This window comes from Pseudoalteromonas sp. TAE79 (assembly GCF_000498015.1).
Taxonomy (GTDB): Bacteria; Pseudomonadota; Gammaproteobacteria; order Enterobacterales; family Alteromonadaceae; genus Pseudoalteromonas.
In genome coordinates, this window is sequence record NZ_AUTL01000190.1 from 15,168 (window position 1) to 34,092 (window position 18,925).

Here is an 18,925-nt window from a genome sequence, read left to right on the forward strand (position 1 = left end):
TTTTACCGCTCAGCCTATTTAAGGAGAGCAGTAATGGTACACACAACACATGGTTTATCGATTGGTCTTGAACGTGCAGGAAGAGAGTTTTTTTTAAAACTTAAAGCCGTTGGTACGCTTACTCACGACGACTACAAAATAATTACCCCAATGATAAATTCAGCTCTTGGCGAAGTTAAGCATCCAGTCGTGAACGCCTTAATAGATGGTAGCGAACTTGAAGGTTGGGAAGTACGCGCAGCGTGGGATGACTTAAAGTTAGGTGTTAAGCACTCTAAAGAATTTAAAAAAGTAGCTATTTACGGTAATAAAGAGTGGCAAGCTCGAATGGCAAAAATAGGTAACTGGTTTATATCGGGTGAGGTTCAATACTTTGAAAATGCTACCGCAGCCATAGATTGGCTAGACGAATAGCCTGGTTTAAAAACTTAAATTAAAGCACTCTTATAGAGTGCTTTTTTGCTCTATGGGTAACGTTATTAAGTAGTTACATTCGCTTTATTTCAATTGTTAATACTGCTCTATTAAAATACACTCATTATTATTGAGCAAATTACATATTATAAAAACAATGAAACAAGTACTTACCTTTATTACATTCCTGATATTTTCTACATCAATACATGCAAAAGATAACAACATATTCACGCCGGTTAGCGATCTTTTTTTAGCTGTTTCTAACGTTGATCACTCGCAAATGCGTGTAGCCGTTGATGATTCATTTCTACTTTTAGAACACGGTGAAGTGTGGACTATTAATGACTTTATAAATGTAGTTAAGCCTTCTGACTTTATAAGAACTAATTATTTTAGTGTTATAAATTCGCGTGTAGTGGGTGATGTTACATTTATTAATTACTGGAATAAAGCCAATATTAAAAACACTCAAAGAAGTATTGATATTTATTGGTTAGAAAGCGTTGTTGTATCAAAAGTGGGCGATAAATGGTTGTTATCGCAAATGCACTCTACTCGGTTACCCCAAGATGAAATACCCAAAGGTGTCACCTTTATAAAGCAATAGATATAACTCTAATTTAAAGCCCTGTAATATGGGGCTTTAATCGTTTAAATTACATCAGCCAGTACAGGTAATGCCGGAAATGCCCCTTTAGCTAAACACGCTTTAGAGCCACATTTAAGAGCAAAGTGCAGGGCGTCTTTTACGCTCGCTTTATCATTTAGTTTATCTGCTAGTGGTAAATCACTTCCCAAGTTATTTAAGTAGTATAAAACCCCCGCTATAAATGCATCGCCCGCGCTTGTTGTATCTACGGCGTTTATTTTTGGTGCCGATTCGTTAAGTGTAAATGCGCTGTGGTAAACCTTGGCAGGCTCTGGCCCATCGGTTAAAAACACCAGTTTTACTCCGGTATTTAATAGCGCTTGAATGTAATCATCGCTCGTTGTATCGCTATGCTGAGCTAAAAAATTAAGCTCATCACGCGAGAGTTTTACTATGTCACAATAGGTGTAACAAGCTTTTACATTGCTTGCTATATCGTTTGTATTTTCCCACAAGCTGTAGCGTAAATTTACATCAAAACTGACGAGCTTATTATTCGCTTTTGCAAGTTCTAGCGCTTTAACCGTTGTGCTTGCAATTGCTGATTCGGTCAATGTGTTTGAGCAAAAGTGTAGTGTACTTATTTCTTGCCAATTTATACGCACTAAATGCGCCTGGGTTAATAGTACATCGGCTGTGTTATGGCGATAAAAGCCAAAACTACGCTCGCCGGTTTCATCAAGGCTTACTATAACCATAGCGGTTTGTGAACCTGCAATGGTAAATAAATAGTCTGTATTTACATTGTATTGCGCTAATGCATTACTTAATTGATTGGCAAAATGATCGTCCCCTCTACCACCACAAAATGCAGCTTCACCTCCGAGTTTTGCATAGCCAACAGCTACATTGGCAGGNGGTGCGCCACCTGGTATAGGTAAATAGGCAGAGTTATTCGCATCTTGTGGCAGCATATCAATTAATAGCTCGCCTAAGCACAGAAGTTTGGTCATTTGGAATATCCTAAAAAGCCTAGCAAGGCTAGGCTAAAAAACGTGAAGGGTGTTAATTATTCATACTTTAAAAGGCGCTACAGTGACTACTCACCGCAGCGCAATACACATTTAGTTAAAAGCGTATTTTAAAGTTACCGACGTTGTGCGGCCGTTAATAGCACGGGCACGAATAATGTTGTTTTCAGGTACTGAGCCTTCTTCTGCTTCTGTAATACCTACTGTATCAAATAGGTTGTTTACATTAAGCGCAATATTAAGGTTTTCAGATAAATCATAGCTTACAAAGCCATTTACCTGTGTGTAGCCGTCAAATTGCAAGTCGTTATTATCTTGAGCGTACGCATCGGTAGTACCAATGAAACTTACCCCTGCAGCGCCTTTTTCATAGTTGTAACGTGCCATTAATGAGTAAATTAAATCGGCTTGACGACGTGGCGTATTACCTACAACATCTGGGTTAAGCGCATCTTTTGCTATTTCTGCATCGGTCCAGGTTAAATTACCGCGAAAATCCCATGCATCAATAAAGTAAGTAGATTCTATTTCAATCCCTTTTGCTTCGTATTCACGGTCAAAAAATGTTTGTGATGTTGCTTCAAAGTTTTGCTCTTCAGTTTCGGCAAAAAACGCAGTAGCAAATACTGATAACGAATCAAAGCGCTTCTTAACACCAAACTCAAACTGGTTTACTTCATCAACAGCGTCTTCTTTTGCAACAGAGCCGTCGGCGCGTACTTTACCAAATAAAAGACGGTCAGCATTTGCACGACCACCTTTACTAATACGTGCAAACGTAGCAAGGCTTGGGTCAATTTGATAATTAGCACCAATTGAATAAGAAGAATAGTTCCAGTCATAATTTACTGGACTTGCGTTTGCAGTATCAATACCTGCAACGTTTTGCTCAGGGATTGATATTTCACCGTCGCGGTTCATATCTACTGTTGAAGTCACTGCACCTGCGTATGTTCCGCGAGCTTCACCGCTATCGTAGCGAGCACTAGCATCAATACTGACATCACCTAGCTTAGTAGAAAATGCTACGTAAGGGGCGCGTGTATCGTATTCCGTATCGTAATCACGTTGGCAGCAGTTACCAAATGCACTGTAAGCGTATAAACCGTTTTCAGATAACTCAGTGCCATCGGCACCTGTTACATTTAATAATGCAGCATTGTCACCCTTGAGCTCCATTACGTAAGAGTTCCATAACCACGACATCGCAATGTTTTGCGTAGATGCATAGTAACCAAATGTAAGACTGGTATCATCGTCGAACGATTTAGTTAATTTAAAGTCATTAACTATAGATCCAAAGTCATTCATTGTGACATCAAATGTCACCATCTTCATTGCTAAACCATCGTTAAACGCTTCACCGGTGTTCGCGTTACTCAAGGTTGCACCTGCGCCACCAATGCTTTCTGCTATTGATGTTGCACTACCTACTTGTTCTGTGAAAGGTGAATTAAAGTTGCCGCTTATTGATGATTTACGAAAACGGTTTTCGATACGCCAATCGTTATCTAAATCAAATACAGCTTCAAAACCAACAGAATCAACCTTTGGATTCATACCATCGCGGATATCGCCGCTACTGATTTGGTTTTCACCATTTAAGCGTGCTGTTTTAGTAAATAACGCTGAGTGAGGTGTGTCTGATTGCGCATCAAAGCCAGCAATAGAGTCACCATTTGAGTACATTGGCATAGGAAGGTAGCCAACACTCTTATCATCTAAGTGTTTGTAATAAAGGCGAACGTAACCGTTGTCAAAATCTTTTGTAAGGTTAGCTTTTATTTGGCCACCTTTATTAGACGTGTAACCTGTTTCGCGCGGGCCTTCGCCTTGTCGAACAAAGCCACCAACATGAAAACGCACGCTATCGGTTAAGTAAGTGCCGTATTCAAAGTCTGTACGAACGTTGTCGTAATCTAAGCCAAGTGTTGTAGATACACTGCCAGATTCGTTTTCGCCATTTTTAGAGATAAAGTTAATAATGCCACCAGGTGCATTACTTGCTGCAGTAGATGCTGAGCCACCACGAATCGATTCGATAGTCTGCACCGTATTATCTAATCGCATAAAAATATCAGAATTACCAAAGGCAACATCACCAAACTGCATAACAGGAAGGCCATCTTCTTGTAGTTGTAAAAACTTAGCGCCACCCGATGCTACAGGTAAACCACGAACAGCAATGTTAGCGTTACCTTCGCCGCCAGTTGATTCGGCGCGAACACCCGGAATAATTCTAAATGCTTCAGCCGTTGAGCGAGGTGTAGACACCTCTACTTGTTCAAGCGATAAACTGCTTACTGATGAACTCGACGCCATAATGGTTGTTCGGCGAGGTACACCGGTAACAACAATTGTTTCAAGGCCCTTGTTGGCTTGGACTTTGGTTTCTTGCTCATCTTGTGCATGAACGCCTTGGCTTACAGCAAGTGCCAAAGCACTGATTAAATATAAAGGTGTGTGGTGTGTTGTCATGTGAACGCCTCGTTGTGTTGATCCCAATAGGATTTGTTATTTTTACTTAATCGATTAAGTAAAAATAACAAATATTTTACAATAAGCAAATCATTTTGTGTTTAATTTGCTCTTTTATTATTCATATGTTGATTTTAAAAGTGTTTTTTATTGTATTGAGATACAAGTTTATTAAGCTGTTGGGTTACTTTCTTGTAAAGCACTCATTGATGGGTCGCGTAAATAATTGAACAACATAGCTACAAATAAAATCACGGCAAACCCTGTTGCTAAGTAAAAGCCATAGCGCACATGGCCAAAGTAATCGCTGATCATACCCATAAATAAAGGAGCTAAAGCAGCTGATAATGCGGTGAAAAATAATATAACGCCGGCTACGGCTCCATGGCGCTCAGCAGGAAAACACGATATACCTTTAGAGTTTAAAGTTGGATAAACCATAGACATAAATAAACCTGAAAGAGGTAATAACCCTACAGCCCAATCAACCCCCCCAATAAGTGTGCCCACATAACAAAGCGCAATACCTAAGCTTAAATAAGCCATAACACCTTGCCAGCTATAACGGTTTAGTAACCATACGGCAATAAAACGACCTGCAGCACGTAGTATAAAAAATATAGTAAGTGCATAAGTTGCAAGGAGCGGCCAAGAGCCTGTGTAGTCCTTTAATAGCGTTGGCATCCATACATAAATAGCCACTTCAGTCGCTACATAAAGTGCAATAGCCAAAGAAAAGCCAAGTGCATAGGGGTTTTTTACCATTTTTAGGGTGGTGGCCAAAGAGGCTGGCTTTTCAGTTGTTTTTACTACGTCAGGGTAGTCTGCGCGCCATGCTAATAAAGCAAGAATTAAACACATTACGCCCGCAGTAATATACAGGTATGTCCAACTTACGTTTTGCACTAATAAAACACCAACTAGGGCAGGGCCTACAATAGCGCCAATGCCAAAAAAGCCCTCAACCTTGTTCATGGTTTTAGTGTGGTCGTCGTTACTATGCGAAATATCGCCAAGCAATGCCAGTGCGCCGGTTTTAAATAAACCAATGGCCAAGCCTATGCAGCAAAGCAATACTAAAAAGAAAGTAAAACTGGTGCTAAATGCAAATAAAAAACAACTCGCAGAAAATATTAATAGACCTAGCATAATGGTTTTCTTACGGCCAAGGCTGTCAGCTAAAAAGCCTAAAAATAAGCCACTAAAGGCTATTAATGCCATGGGAGCGTAATGAAATGCACTAGCTTGAGTCATGCTCAAACCGAAATCTTTTATAAGTTCGGGGATTATCATGCCGACTGCGTCAGAGGTCATGGCAAACATAAAAAACATCATGTATGTAAGCCAGCGTATTTGTTGCAGTGGGTCGCTGCTTACGTGTGTGTGTGATTTTGTCATGTGTTTATTCCTCGTTAAATTCTCTATTAACACTTCGTAAGTCAGTCAGTTGCTTACTGTAGTATTACGTGAGCCACGAAATTTGTATGTAAAATTATTAAAAATTACTTGTAAATTCTTACTCGCTAGTTAAAGATATATCTTAATCGATTAAGTTTCAACATGGTAATCACACAATGATGAAGAATAAAGTTCAATTGATCACATACGCTGATCGAATCACTGGCCAAAATATAGGCGCGCTAACTACACTTTTAAACGGCCCTTTAAAAGGCGTATTTGGTGGTGTGCACTTATTGCCATTTTACAATCCTATTGATGGCAGCGATGCTGGCTTTGACCCTATTGATCATAGTGAAGTTGATTCTAGAATAGGTACTTGGGAAGACATACAAGTATTAGGTAAAGATCTCGACTTAATGGCAGACCTAATTGTTAACCATGTATCGGCGCAGTCTTTTCAGTTTCAAGATGTATTAGCTAAAGGTAAGCAATCAGAATTTTGGGATTTATTTTTAACCAAAGAAGATGTATTTCCAAATGGTATGAGCGAAGCTGAGCAAAAAGCAATTTACCGCCCACGCCCAGGTAGCTGTTTTACGCCAATGCATTGTGGCGACGGCCAAACGTATGATTTTTGGACCACTTTTACCGACAATCAAATCGATATAAACGTAAAAGCAGAAGCCGGTGTTGCGTATTTAAATAACGTACTTACTAAATTTTCGGCTAACAATGTAAATATTATTCGTTTAGATGCGGCGGGCTACGCCATTAAGCAAGCGGGCACTAATTGCTTTATGCTTGATGAAACATTTGGTTACCTAGATAACTTATCTAAGCAAGCAAACGATTTAGGCATGGAAACCATTGCAGAAATACATAGCCATTATCAAACTCAGGTAGAAGTGGCAAAACGTGTAAATATGGTTTACGACTTTGCGTTACCACCACTTATTTTACACAGCTTATTTAACAACGATGTAGATGCACTGCTCAAATGGTTACAAATTTCGCCACGCAATTGCTTAACCGTACTTGATACACACGACGGTATTGGCATTATTGACGCAGGTCCAATGGGCGACAAGCCAGGGCTATTAAATGCACAGCAGATTGATAACCTAGTAGAAACAATGCACGCCAACAGTAACAACCAAAGCCGCCAAGCTACGGGCGCTGCGGCGAGTAATGTCGACTTATATCAAGTTAACTGTACGTACTACAACGCATTAGGCGCTAAAGACTTTGATTACTTACTGTCGCGTGCAATTCAATTTTTTGCTCCAGGTGTACCACAAGTATATTACGGCGGCTTATTTGCCTGCGAAAACGACATGGATCTATTAGCTAATACAAATGTTGGCCGTGATATTAACCGCCCATATTTAGATGCAAATATAATCGACAAAGCCTTGAATAAGCCTGTAGTAAAAGGTTTAATTGAATTAATTAAAATTCGCAATTCACACCCCGCGTTTGCAGGTGAATTTAGTGCCCAAGGTGAAGGCAGTATGTGTTGTTTATCGTGGCAACTAGGTGAGCAAACTATTTCACTTACTGTTGATTTTAAATTACGCCATGCACTGATTACGCAGCTAAACGGTGATGAAGAAACAACGATTAACTTAAATTCATTTTTAGCTTAATGCTGTAAAAGTAATTTATAAACGCCATGTAAAACAAAAGCCAAGCTACTTAAGCTTGGCTTTTTAATACATAAAACAATTACAAGGCTTGTAAGCTAACTACTCGCACCAATCTCTAATTCGTAACTGACTTCCTGAGTTTTTTCTTCTTTAGAAATAAATAATTCAGCGGCTATAACGCCTTTTTCTTGGCTGTTTTGATGAATAGTGGTTAGGCGAGGTACAAACCGGGCTGCTTCATCAATACCATCAAAGCCCACAATACGCAGTTCTTCACCTATTTTTATGCCTTGCTTTATTGCTTCTCGCATTGTGGCAAGGGCAATTAAATCACTCATACAAATTATAACGTTAGGATGCGGTGATGCACTAAGTACTTCTTTTGCAGCAATATTGGCAAAACGTTCGCTACTTTCAGGTATATTCCAAATACGATCGTCAGCTACCGTAATATTTGCCTCGCTTAAAGCGCGTTGATAACCACGTAAACGTTGATGAGAAATAGATTGTCCGGCTTCAAATTCGTAATGCTCATACACGCGGCACAATACGTTTTCATCAAGTAATCTAAGTCCCAAAATAGCGACTTTATCATTTTGATTATGTATAACGTGCCTAGCAATTTCGTAACTGGCTTGCTCATTATTTATATTTACAGAGGCATTGCGGGCTATATCAAAATCAATAGTCACCACATGTTTAGACACTATTTTTAACTGCTCAACCAATGCATTATTACGAGGACGGCCATAACAAATAAAACCATCAACAAAGTCGACTATGTTATTAAGGGTATCGCTATTACCTGAAAACAATAAAACATTAATGCCGTTTTTTTCAAGCACCGAAGTAACACCGCGCATAAAGCTGCTAGCCACAGGATCCGACACCATGTATTCCACACTATCGGGCAGTACTAAAGCGACAATATTAAATGTGCCATTACGCAATGATTGCGCGGCCTTATTAGGCCCGTAATAGCCCAAAGTTTTACACGCTGCAAGAATATCTTCTCGGCGTTTAGCCGATAGCTGATCAGGGCGATTAAACGCATTAGAAACCGTAGCATTAGACACACCTAATTCTAGAGCGATACTTTTTAAGGTCCAGTGGGCCGGTTTTCTCATGAGTTATGATTATCCTTTAAAAAGACTGTGCTTAAATTAATAGAGATAGTATAAAATCAAATAATAGTTATAGCTATAAACTGGCATGAAGTATGATGACTTAATACTTTCATTTTATTTTTTAACCTCGGCCCACTGGGCTTTTAGCCAGCGGCTTAGGGTAATAATATCGGTTTGTTTTGCTCGCGATTTTTTATATACAAAATAAAATTTACAGCCGGTTTCAACTCCATGCAGTGGCAACTTAACTAAGTGGTTATCGTGCTGTGAGGCAATAAAAAACGCATCAATAAGCGTAATACCTAAATTATAACGCGCAGCTTCTGCGGCCAGTATAACGTGACTAAAGTGATTAACTCTTACGTTTTTAGGCAGCTCAAAGCCGCCGCTTTTACACCATTGCTGCCAGTCATTGGTGCTACGTTGCTCTGACTCATCATACTGCACCGACAACAGCGGGTGCTTCCATAATTCATTGGGCAGCGATTGATTTTTTAATTGCTGCCACATGCCTTTGCCACAAGCAGGGTAAAGCTTTTCTGCAAATAAAAATAAGCTGACAAACTCACCTTTAGGTGGCGTTGTGGTAATAAAACAATCGGCAACACGGTCGCTAAAATCCGCCTCATCTACAATCATATTTAAAGTTAAGTCGATATCTGGCGAGTCATGTTTAAAGCTTTCTAATCGCGGTATTAACCACTTTACAGCTAATGAGCTATAAAGTGCTAAACGAATATGCCCAGGCTCGCCGTAACGTATTTTTTGTGTGGCAGAGGCTAAACTGGTTAATGAATGACTCACTTCTTGATAGTAACGATTGCCCGCGTCGGTTAACGAAAAGCTACGGCCACTGCGGTTAAATAGCGGCTCGTTTAAATATTGCTCTAGTAATTTAACCTGATGGCTCACGGCACTTTGCGTCACATTTAGATGTTCTGCTGCTTTAGAAAAACTATTTAATCGCGCTACAGATTCAAAACACTGAACAGCACGTAATGGGGGTAATTTCATTATTAGTTAAACTCATACTAAAAGTATTTTAATCATTATACATAATTAAACGAATTGCTCTATGCTAGCGTTTTTAATTTGCGGGCACGGAGTAACAATGCAAAAAATATCAGTTGGCTTAGGCATGACATTACTTGTGGTGGGTAATATTATTGCGGTTTTTTCTGACGCTATAATTAAAACTTTACCAGCAGAAAGCCCCACGTTTCAGTTTGTATTTATGCGCCAACTTACCGCAGTATTAATTTTGCTCCCGTTTTGTTTGTCGGCGAATAAAAAACATTTATTTGCCGGTTTAAAATGGCATGCGGTACGCGGACATGTATGGTTATTTGGTATTATATTTATGGTGTTTGCGCTAAAAGCTTTACCGCTTGCAACCGCTAACGCTATTTTTTATGCAGCGCCTTTATTAATGCTGCCTTTAGCAGTAATGATATTTCGTGAACAGCTAACAAAAAGCAGCATAGCTGTGGCTGTTATTGGCTTTATAGGGGTACTTATTGTTATTCAGCCTACCGACATTAATTGGGCGGCTATATTTGCACTTGTAGTCGCAATTACACTGGCAATAAATAATGTACTAATACGTAAGTTACCTAAGCACCATAGTATTATGCAAACTTTGTTACTTACCAATTTGGTAGGTATGCCTGTGGGATTAGGTTTGGCGCTGTGGGAAAACGAACCATGGCATTGGGCTGCACTCATTACTGCGTTTGGCTCTACACTGTTTATTTTAATTTATGCGGGAATTTGCGTGTATGTTTATAGCAAAATCGAATCGAGCCAAGTTGCTAGCGCTGAATATAGTGGCTTAGTGGCGGCTGTCGTTGTTGGTTTATTTTGGTTTGGTGAAGTGCCTACACTTGGCTTAATAATTGGCGCATCGTTAATTATTTTACCCTTAGTGTGGTTGGCTAACGTACAAAAAAACAAACAGCGATTGGTTAAACGTCAACTCACAAAATAAACTACTGCGCGTGGTGTTGTACTGCGCAGTAGTAAATAGTCGTTTAAGCCAAATAAACAAATATAAGTTAATTAGAGCTTATATTACTTTTGTAAACCAAACGGGTCGTCAATACTGTGGCTAGGCTCGGTAAACCATTTTGCACCACTGTCGGTCATATAAAAATGATCTTCTAAGCGTACCCCAAATTCATCCGGTATAACCAGCATTGGCTCGTTACTAAAACACATGCCAGCGGCTANGCTAGTGGTGTTTTATTACCGCCTACCAAGTAAGGCCATTCGTGAATATCTAAACCAATGCCGTGGCCTGTACGGTGCGGGCAACCAGGTGTTTGATAATCAGGGCCTAAACCTTGCTCGGCTAAGTAGCTGCGCGCAGCTGTATCTACGTCTTCACATGGCACGCCAATTTTTGCTGCATTGAAAGCTGCAATTTGTGCTGCTTTTTCATTATTCCAAAATTGACGTTGGCGATCAGTTGCTTCACCAAACACATAAGTGCGGGTAATATCAGATAAGTAATCATGTACTTTACAGCCAGTATCAATAAGTACCATGTCGCCTTTTTTAAGGATTTGCGGATCTTTTACCCCATGCGGAAATGACGTTGCAAGCCCAAATAACACGATACAAAAGTAGTTACCCGGCGCGCCTACTTTTTGATGCGCTAGCTTTATAAACTCTTCAACTTCAGTGGTACTAATACCCTCGTGCAGCATGCTTGCCGTAGCTTGGTGAACCACTAAGGTCATATTCATAGCGCGTTGCATTAACGCCAGCTCATTGGCTGATTTATGCATTCTACAATGTGCTGTAACAGGTTGAGCATTCACTAAATTTAAGCCCGTTTGTGCTTTATTAATACCATCAAAAATAAAGAACTGCGCGCTTTCGTCAATACCAATAGTGCCATTAGCCGCAATACCCATTTCCGTTAATATATTAACAAATAACTGATATGGGTTTTGATGCTCTTGCCAGCCACGGATTGGCCCGTCAATTACTTTAAAACCATTGAGTGAGCCAATTTCAAAATAAGGAGCTATGTATTGCACTTCACCTTTAGCAGGCAAAATTGCGCCAACTAAACGCTCACTTGCATACCAACGCATACCGGTAAAATAGGCGAGGTTAGTACCTGCATTTAAATAAATGGCATCAATGCCATTGTTTTGCATATACGTTTGCGCTTTGGCTATACGAGATAAATATTCTGCCGGTTGAATAGGGGTTAAATCGCTGGTCATATTGCTTAAGCTAGCGAGTGCTTGTTCTTTGGTTTGGGTGCCAATACCAATTGTGGTCATAATGATCTCCTCTTTTATGCGGCTATTGTGCTTGTGCGGCAGGTTAACTGCAAGTTGCTTGCGGTAAAACTTTGTAATCTGAGCATGTATTTAATAAAGCCAATGCGCTATATTAATCTAGGTATGTACTACATAGTCTAGGCATTTTGTTTGCTGTGTATGTTGTTTAGTAAACTATAAAAATAAAAACAAAGGTGGTTGTATGGCTCTGTTGTGGTTGGGGGTTTTATTTATAATAATTGGCACTTTGCCATTTGTACGCTGGTTAAAATGTAAAGTAAGTAAACGCCACTGGCGGGTTTGTGTTGTAGAACAAATAACTGCCGTGGCAAATAATCAAATAACAGCACCCGAAATGTTGCATCAGCCAACTATGCTAGTGAGTTTTCGTTTTGATGGGCAGGTGCACAGTGTATTAGTGGAATATCGTGAAAAAATGTTTACCCGTTTTAAACAAGGTAAAACCTGCACACTGTTAGTTGACAAAAATAACCCGCAGCAGGTTTATAATAACGCAATACTTTGGCAAAGCTACGGATTAGTATGGTTATTAGCCGGTATTAGTTTATGTGCTTTTAGTTATTTTAGTTATTTTAGTTTGATTTAGCTTGATTTAAATCCCCTCGTTATCCCTTAATAGCGTTTAAGTGCAGCGCTTTTGAGGGAGCCTACCACTCTGTTTACTCTTCTTTTATCTAAGTAATTTTGATTGGAACAAGGCTGCCGGGCAAGAGTCTGGGTTAAGTGTTGCAGGCAAAGAGGGCGACGAAAGTGCCTTAGTTGCAGGCGCTCAGGTTGAAATTTGGTTTTAATACGCAGTATTAATGTGCAATAAAAAATACAATAAAATAAGTTTCGTAGGCGCATTTAGTGCCTACGAAACGTCAATTAACCTCGCTGTAAAATTAATCTAAACCACCACTTAATGACTTTTCTTGGCAATGCTTGCTGGTGGTACGCCATAGGCGTGTTTAAATAAGCGGCTAAAATGGCTAGGGCAATTAAAACCCAGCTCATAACACGCTTGGCTAACCGTGCGCCCCTGCAACAATTTACTATAGGCTTTTTTAAGCCTAAGTTGCTGCTGCCACAGTGCCGGGCTAGTACCAAAGGCCAACTTAAATTGTTGATAAAACTTGCTGCGACTCATGCAGGCAATTTTACACAGCCTCTCTATATCCAATGCTTCATTTAAGTGCTCTTCTATGTATTGCAAAGCATTATTTACCGGTGTTTTAAGCTGCGAATTATTGCCGTTTTTTAGTAATAAATCTCGACTTTGCTGCTGTAGCAAACGGGTAATAAGCTCGTTTAACGATAAGTCGATTAAATAACCTCGCTGCTCGTCGGGCTCACTAAATAAATGCACCATACGCGCTAAAAGTTGTTGGGTTTGGCTATTGTGCTGGCTATGTACCAGCTGCGGTGTATAGGCAAATAAGTCATCGCTGGCAAAGCGTTGCTCAATATTGAGTGCATTAGCCACCTGCGTTATTTTGTCTGTGCTTATTTCAATAGCAAGGCAGGTAGTAGGCGCGCTTAAAGATGCTTGTTCAAAGTCAATTAATACCCCTTGCTCTGGTGCTAATACAAAGGATTCGTGAGGTAAAAATGCCTTATGGTATTGGCAGCTCTCTACATGCATTACCTTTTTACCACTAAGCATGGCACAAAAAAGTAATTCTTTTGAATGCAAAGCTACTTTTTGCGCATTTTGATAAGTATCGTAAATACTTAGCTCGCTATTATCGGCAGCAAAGGTCACTTTATTTTCAATTAGCACCTTTAATTGCTGGCGTTGCTTATTTAATTGCGGAGTATGCATTTTATTCCCTTTTAAATCTGGACTCATAGACAACTTTTGTGGACAGCAATACATGCTTTTAAGTGTTTGATAGTTTAATGTCAATCAATGCTGATTAATTATAAAACAGCACTTGATTAAATATAAAGCAAAAAGACTTATTTAATAGCTCGACTTTTAGCTAATAACAACAAGAGAGTGTCACTATGATTTATGCAAATCCAGGCGAAAAAGATGCACTAATTACCTTTAAAGCGCAATACGAAAACTACATTGGAGGAGAATGGGTAAAGCCAGTAAACGGCCAGTACTTTGAAAATATTAGCCCTGTAAACGGTAAAGTATTTTGTAAAGTAGCGCGCTCCGACAAAGACGATATTGAACTTGCGCTCGACAAAGCCCACGCAGTAAAAGCGCAGTGGGGTACTACATCGGTTACCGATCGTAGTAACGTATTACTAAAAATAGCCGACCGTATTGAACAAAATTTAGAGTTACTTGCAGTTGCCGAAACGTGGGATAACGGCAAAGCAATTCGCGAAACACTCGCGGCCGATATTCCACTAGCCGCCGATCACTTTCGTTATTTTGCAGGTTGCCTGCGCTCACAAGAGGGCGGTATTAGTGAAATTGATGAAACTACCGTTGCCTATCATTTTAATGAACCGTTAGGTGTAGTTGGGCAAATAATTCCGTGGAACTTCCCAATACTAATGGCAGCGTGGAAGCTAGCCCCAGCCTTAGCTGCGGGNCCCCTGCCTCTATTTTAGTGCTGATGGAAGTGATTGGCGACTTACTGCCAGCGGGCGTACTCAACGTAGTTAATGGCTTTGGTAAAGAAGCAGGTGAAGCCCTGGCTACCAACACCCGTATTGCTAAAATCGCCTTTACGGGGTCTACCCCAGTGGGTTCACATATTTTAAAATGCGCCGCCGAAAACATAATTCCATCAACGGTAGAGCTAGGTGGTAAGTCACCCAATATTTTCTTTAGCGATGTAATGGACAAAGACGACGCTTTTTTATCTAAAGCAATAGAGGGCGCAATACTGGCCTACTTTAACCAAGGTGAAGTATGTACTTGCCCATCGCGACTATTTATTCAAGAAGATATTTACGAGCAATTTATTGAACGCATTTTACAGCGCACTGCACAAATTAAACGTGGTAACCCGCTAGATACCGAAACCATGGTAGGTGCGCAGGCGTCTAAAGCGCAATTTGATAAAATATTAAGCTACATCGAAATAGGTAAAAAAGAAGGCGCCGAAGTACTTACTGGTGGCAACGTAGAGCAGTTAAGCGATGATCTTAACGGCGGATATTACATTCAGCCTACGCTATTAAAAGGCACCAACGACATGCGGGTATTCCAAGAAGAGATTTTTGGCCCGGTTATTTCAATGTCGACCTTTAAAGACGAAGCCGAAGCGTTGGCACTTGCCAATAGCTCTGAATTTGGTTTAGGCGCCGGTGTATGGAGCCGCAACATGAACCAAGCGTATCGTATGGGGCGTAAAATTGAGGCAGGCCGAGTATGGACTAACTGCTACCACATGTATCCGGCTCATGCCGCGTTTGGCGGCTATAAAAAATCAGGTATTGGTCGCGAAAACCACAAACTCGCACTGGGTCACTACCAACAAACTAAAAACCTATTAGTAAGCTACAGCGAAGATCCGCTCGGCTTCTTTTAATTTTAAGTACAAAGTTTAAATAAACAACCGTTAAGTAATGACAGCGCTGCATATTTGCAGCGCTTTTTTGTATATTGGTTTAATGAATTTAAAACGACTCAACCGCGTAAACGCTCCTAGCACTAGGATAGTGCGTACCATGAAATTACATAAAAGTTGTAACCCATACTCATTGAAGGTAAGCATCAATCGTGTTTTTGCACACTTTTCATTATATGTGTTCATTTTTCCGTGTTAAAAAAGGGTGTTTCACACCAGCTAAATTTTATAATTAATAACTGTATAAATTGGCAATAGTTGCGGTTTTGTCCGATAACATTATTAAAAGTCGTTTTGGGGCATTTTAACAAGGGCAATTTTATAACACACGTAATTACTTGTTTACATTAGAGTTGTTTGATGGAATTATTAAGCTATGTAATATACGCCGTTTTGGGGGGTTATAAACCCCCATAGTGGTGTTCTATAAGCTGTTAGGCCTCTTTCAATTTGCCATATTTTAAACTCTAAATTTTAGGAAGTATTCATGGAAGAGCAAAATTATTCTGCTGATTCACCTGTTATTCAAAAAGAAGATGACCGTTTTTCTCGTTGGACCTTTTCAGAACGAGTAGCGGAGGTTATTTCCAAAAGAAGTGATCCTAGCAGTATTGTTATTGGGTTATACGGTGTTTGGGGGGATGGGAAAACATCAGTACTTAACTTTATCGAAAATTCATTATCAGCTGATGAAAATGTAATATGTATCAAGTTTAATCCTTGGCGATTTGGTACTGAAGATGAGCTGTTAAGTGGTTTCTTTTTTGATATTGCAGATGCCTTAGATGCTAAATTAATAAATACTGGTGATAAGTTAAAAGACTTTCTTAAGAAGGCGGCTCCAGGTGCAGGTGCGATTTTTGGAGCGAAAGGAACTGGTGATGCTGTAGGATCATTCTTATCAACGCCAGATGTAAATGAATTGAAATCACGAATTGAGGAAGCGCTCGAAACAGCAAAGCGCAGAGTTTTAATCTTGATAGATGATGTCGACAGGTTAGAAAATTCAGAGATACATGCATTATTTAAGTTAGTTAAACTCACCGCTGATTTTAAATACACTTCTTACATATTAGCTTTTGATAAAGATGTTGTAGCAGCATCTCTTCAAGAACGATATTCAAGTACCAAAAATAATGCGGGTGAAGACTTTTTAGAAAAAATAATACAAGTACCGCTTCATCTACCATCAGTTGAACAGCCAATACTAAGGGAGTTTTGCTTTAAAGGCGTAGATGAAGCCCTATCAATATCTGGTATAGAGTTATCACAACAACAGGTTCAGGAGTTTTTAAGAGACTTTAGTGGAGCTTTCGATGATTGCCTAACGACGCCTAGAAAAGCAAAGTTATATGGCAATACATTACTGTTTTCATTACCAATTTTGAAAGGTGAAGTAAATCCAGTCGATCTTATGTTAATTGAAGGGGTTCGGATATTTTTTCCTTCTTTATACGGAATCATACGAAAGAATAAATCACACTTTTCAGGTATATTTAGTGAAAGGAACCAATCAGACTCTGCGCCAGAGAAAGACCATATTAAGAGTCTAATTGATACCGCATTATTAAATACAGAAGACGTAGATAAAAGAGGTGTTATTCGTCTTCTCAAAAATATGTTCCCAAAACTTAACTCTGTATATGGGAATACAACTTACGGTTCTGATTGGTATAAAGAGTGGGATAAAGGACAGAGAATATGCTCTGAAACCTACTTCTCTAGGTACTTCACCTACTCTATACCTAAGAATGATATTGCTGATGGTTTAATAACTTCATTGATTTCAGAATGCCCCAAATGGGTAGCTGAGCTCGAAACAGAAGAAAACCCACTATCAAATATTTTAACTTCAAGTAATGCCGAGTTACTGATAAAAAAGTTAAGACGAATCTCTGATGAAATAGCACCACATGAATCAATAGCGTTAGCAGTTGCAATATCGAACAAGAGTGACTTTTATCCGAACCCTGATGCTTTATTTAGTCATATGAATCCACTTGTGCAGGCTGCAATGTTAGTTAGTAGTCTTATTCAGAATAACGAGGCCAGTACCCGTAAAACAATTGTTGAATCATGCATAAAAATAACTCCATGTTTAGAATTCAAACTTGAAATATTTAGGTGGCTAAAACGGGAAGAAGAGGGGAAACCGGAAAAGGATGCTTTTTCAAAATCGGAAATTAATGATATTGGAATATTTTTAGGTAACGAATTGCTAAAGTTTATTGAACAAGACATAGATATAACGTCCAAATATCCTAATTATGTAGGGACTATTCTATATACCTTAAGCACATATATTGGACGCGAATCCTCTAATACTTATATGAAAAAGCAATTTAAATCAGACCCAAATTCAGTAATGCGATTTTTAAGTTCAATAGTTCCAACTTCTTGGGGCATGGGAAATGGGGTGTCTAGTAAATCTGATTTTGAACGAGAACAATACAATAGTCTTATTAATTATTTAGACATAGAGGTTGTTCTCGATGCAATAGATGTTCTTGTTGATGAAACACTAGTGATACCTGAAGGTTACCCTAATGACTATGAGAATAAAGATGAATATATTCTAATTAGACAATTATTGTGGCTACATCAGTTTGCTCAAAAAGAAAAAGAAAAAGAAAAGGAAATAAACAGCGGTGTTACAGAGGCCTAACAAGGGTTTTCAAGTCGGACTCGTAATAGCTTGCTCGGTTCCACTTCGTTTCACATTTTAGCAAGCTATTACTCGCCGCTTAAAACGGCGTTATATTTTTTCGATACATAGGCGTTAACTAGGGGCTGTTGATCTTTGTAGTACATATATCAATCAGCCCACATTGGTAGCCACATCATAGTAAATGCTAAAGCGAGCATTGAATGATAATTTCGTTCAAGCTTTTCATACCGCGTGGCTATCCCTCTATATTGCTTAATACGGCCAAATGCATTCTCAACCAAGTGCCGATATTTGTACATGCACCAGTCAATATCTTCATTGCCTACTAAACTGTTGCCCTTACGTGGAATAACGGGTGTAGCGTTATTATCACGAACAAACGCTCTCAGTTTTTCACTGTCGTAGCCTTTATCTGCGACAACCATATTACTTGTTGGGCAATTAGCTACGAGTGACTCTGCATGGACGATATCATGCGTATTTCCACAGGATAATTCATAATAAACAGGCAACCCTCCGCTATCGACTGCAAGATGAATTTTCGTAGAATTTCCACCTCGGCTCTTTCCAATTGATTCATTGTCAGCAGTTCTTGCACCGCAACTATGTTGATGAGCCCTGACAATACTGCCATCAATGAAGACCCAATCCATGTCCGCATCACGAGATAATGCGCGAAACAGTTCATTCAAAATCCCTTTTTTGGACCATAAATTAAACCGTCTGTAGATAG

At 39.4% G+C, this 18,925-nt stretch carries 13 protein-coding genes and 2 pseudogenes; 7 read left to right on the plus strand and 8 right to left on the minus strand.

The features are described from left to right. Window positions 1-33 precede the first annotated feature (33 nt). Window positions 34-414, plus strand: a complete 381-nt coding sequence (locus L655_RS0114330) for an STAS/SEC14 domain-containing protein (protein ID WP_024605388.1) — start codon at window positions 34-36, stop codon at window positions 412-414. A gap of 157 nt (window positions 415-571) precedes the next feature. Then, window positions 572-1,024 carry a hypothetical protein gene (locus tag L655_RS0114335; RefSeq protein WP_024605389.1) on the plus strand — a complete coding sequence of 151 codons (453 nt, stop codon included), beginning with the start codon at window positions 572-574 and terminating at the stop codon, window positions 1,022-1,024. A gap of 44 nt (window positions 1,025-1,068) precedes the next feature. Here L655_RS0114335 and L655_RS0114340 read toward each other — a convergent pair whose 3' ends face one another. The 3 genes from L655_RS0114340 to L655_RS0114350 all read right to left on the minus strand — a co-directional run bounded on the left by L655_RS0114340 (window position 1,069) and on the right by L655_RS0114350 (window position 5,913). After that, window positions 1,069-2,019, minus strand: coding sequence for a carbohydrate kinase (locus L655_RS0114340; RefSeq protein ID WP_024605390.1), 951 nt, complete (start codon window positions 2,017-2,019; stop codon window positions 1,069-1,071). A 111-nt stretch (window positions 2,020-2,130) separates the two neighbouring features. Further along, window positions 2,131-4,515: a TonB-dependent receptor gene (locus L655_RS0114345; RefSeq protein WP_024605391.1), complete on the minus strand. Its 2,385-nt coding sequence runs from the start codon at window positions 4,513-4,515 to the stop codon at window positions 2,131-2,133. Window positions 4,516-4,686: 171 nt separating this feature from the next. Then, the gene (locus tag L655_RS0114350; protein ID WP_024597775.1) at window positions 4,687-5,913 is read right to left on the minus strand and encodes an MFS transporter; all 1,227 of its coding nucleotides are present in this window, start codon (window positions 5,911-5,913) and stop codon (window positions 4,687-4,689) included. Between the two features lie 176 nt (window positions 5,914-6,089). On the opposite strand from L655_RS0114350, the gene gtfA reads away from it, so the two are divergent. After that, entirely contained in the window at window positions 6,090-7,562 is a 1,473-nt protein-coding gene (gene gtfA, locus L655_RS0114355; protein WP_024605392.1) for a sucrose phosphorylase, read from the plus strand. Between the two features lie 95 nt (window positions 7,563-7,657). Here the strand turns inward: gtfA and L655_RS0114360 are convergent, their stop codons facing one another. Both L655_RS0114360 and L655_RS0114365 read right to left on the minus strand, forming a co-directional pair. Next, window positions 7,658-8,689, minus strand: coding sequence for a LacI family DNA-binding transcriptional regulator (locus tag L655_RS0114360; RefSeq protein ID WP_024597773.1), 1,032 nt, complete (start codon window positions 8,687-8,689; stop codon window positions 7,658-7,660). A 114-nt stretch (window positions 8,690-8,803) separates the two neighbouring features. Further along, window positions 8,804-9,703, minus strand: coding sequence for a LysR family transcriptional regulator (locus L655_RS0114365; protein WP_010553616.1), 900 nt, complete (start codon window positions 9,701-9,703; stop codon window positions 8,804-8,806). A 97-nt stretch (window positions 9,704-9,800) separates the two neighbouring features. Here L655_RS0114365 and L655_RS0114370 point away from each other — a divergent pair, with 97 nt between their 5' ends. Beyond that, window positions 9,801-10,676: a DMT family transporter gene (locus tag L655_RS0114370; RefSeq protein WP_010553617.1), complete on the plus strand. Its 876-nt coding sequence runs from the start codon at window positions 9,801-9,803 to the stop codon at window positions 10,674-10,676. An 83-nt stretch (window positions 10,677-10,759) separates the two neighbouring features. On the opposite strand, the pseudogene L655_RS01000000125665 reads toward L655_RS0114370, so the two are convergent. After that, a pseudogene (locus L655_RS01000000125665) lies at window positions 10,760-11,985 on the minus strand (Xaa-Pro peptidase family protein). A 202-nt stretch (window positions 11,986-12,187) separates the two neighbouring features. Between L655_RS01000000125665 and L655_RS0114380 the strand changes: the two are divergent. Then, a complete protein-coding gene (locus tag L655_RS0114380; protein ID WP_024605393.1) occupies window positions 12,188-12,592 on the plus strand; it encodes a hypothetical protein in 405 nt (134 codons plus the stop codon). 315 nt (window positions 12,593-12,907) lie between these two features. Here L655_RS0114380 and L655_RS0114385 read toward each other — a convergent pair whose 3' ends face one another. Further along, a complete protein-coding gene (locus tag L655_RS0114385; protein ID WP_024605394.1) occupies window positions 12,908-13,810 on the minus strand; it encodes an AraC family transcriptional regulator in 903 nt (300 codons plus the stop codon). A gap of 185 nt (window positions 13,811-13,995) precedes the next feature. Between L655_RS0114385 and L655_RS01000000125670 the strand changes: the two are divergent. Together L655_RS01000000125670 and L655_RS0114395 are read left to right on the plus strand one after the other, a co-directional pair. Next, window positions 13,996-15,485 (plus strand): annotated as a pseudogene (locus tag L655_RS01000000125670) (aldehyde dehydrogenase family protein). A 526-nt stretch (window positions 15,486-16,011) separates the two neighbouring features. Further along, window positions 16,012-18,189 (plus strand): P-loop NTPase fold protein, encoded by a 2,178-nt coding sequence (locus L655_RS0114395; protein ID WP_024605395.1) that lies wholly within the window; start codon window positions 16,012-16,014, stop codon window positions 18,187-18,189. A 149-nt stretch (window positions 18,190-18,338) separates the two neighbouring features. Here the strand turns inward: L655_RS0114395 and L655_RS0114400 are convergent. Then, a partial coding sequence (locus L655_RS0114400; RefSeq protein WP_024603875.1) for an IS5 family transposase occupies window positions 18,339-18,925 on the minus strand: 587 nt, incomplete at its 5' end.

Excerpts from the sequence above, each read along its gene's own strand:
- L655_RS0114385 (WP_024605394.1), bottom strand. The coding sequence starts at position 13,810 with ATGCATACTCCGCAATTAAATAAGCAACGCCAGCAATTAAAGGTGCTA.
- L655_RS0114395 (WP_024605395.1), top strand. The coding sequence starts at position 16,012 with ATGGAAGAGCAAAATTATTCTGCTGATTCACCTGTTATTCAAAAAGAA.
- L655_RS0114345 (WP_024605391.1), bottom strand. The coding sequence starts at position 4,515 with ATGACAACACACCACACACCTTTATATTTAATCAGTGCTTTGGCACTT.
- L655_RS0114365 (WP_010553616.1), bottom strand. The coding sequence starts at position 9,703 with ATGAAATTACCCCCATTACGTGCTGTTCAGTGTTTTGAATCTGTAGCG.
- L655_RS0114360 (WP_024597773.1), bottom strand. The coding sequence starts at position 8,689 with ATGAGAAAACCGGCCCACTGGACCTTAAAAAGTATCGCTCTAGAATTA.
- L655_RS0114380 (WP_024605393.1), top strand. The coding sequence starts at position 12,188 with ATGGCTCTGTTGTGGTTGGGGGTTTTATTTATAATAATTGGCACTTTG.
- L655_RS0114370 (WP_010553617.1), top strand. The coding sequence starts at position 9,801 with ATGCAAAAAATATCAGTTGGCTTAGGCATGACATTACTTGTGGTGGGT.
- L655_RS0114350 (WP_024597775.1), bottom strand. The coding sequence starts at position 5,913 with ATGACAAAATCACACACACACGTAAGCAGCGACCCACTGCAACAAATA.
- L655_RS0114335 (WP_024605389.1), top strand. The coding sequence starts at position 572 with ATGAAACAAGTACTTACCTTTATTACATTCCTGATATTTTCTACATCA.
- L655_RS0114330 (WP_024605388.1), top strand. The coding sequence starts at position 34 with ATGGTACACACAACACATGGTTTATCGATTGGTCTTGAACGTGCAGGA.
- gtfA (WP_024605392.1), top strand. The coding sequence starts at position 6,090 with ATGATGAAGAATAAAGTTCAATTGATCACATACGCTGATCGAATCACT.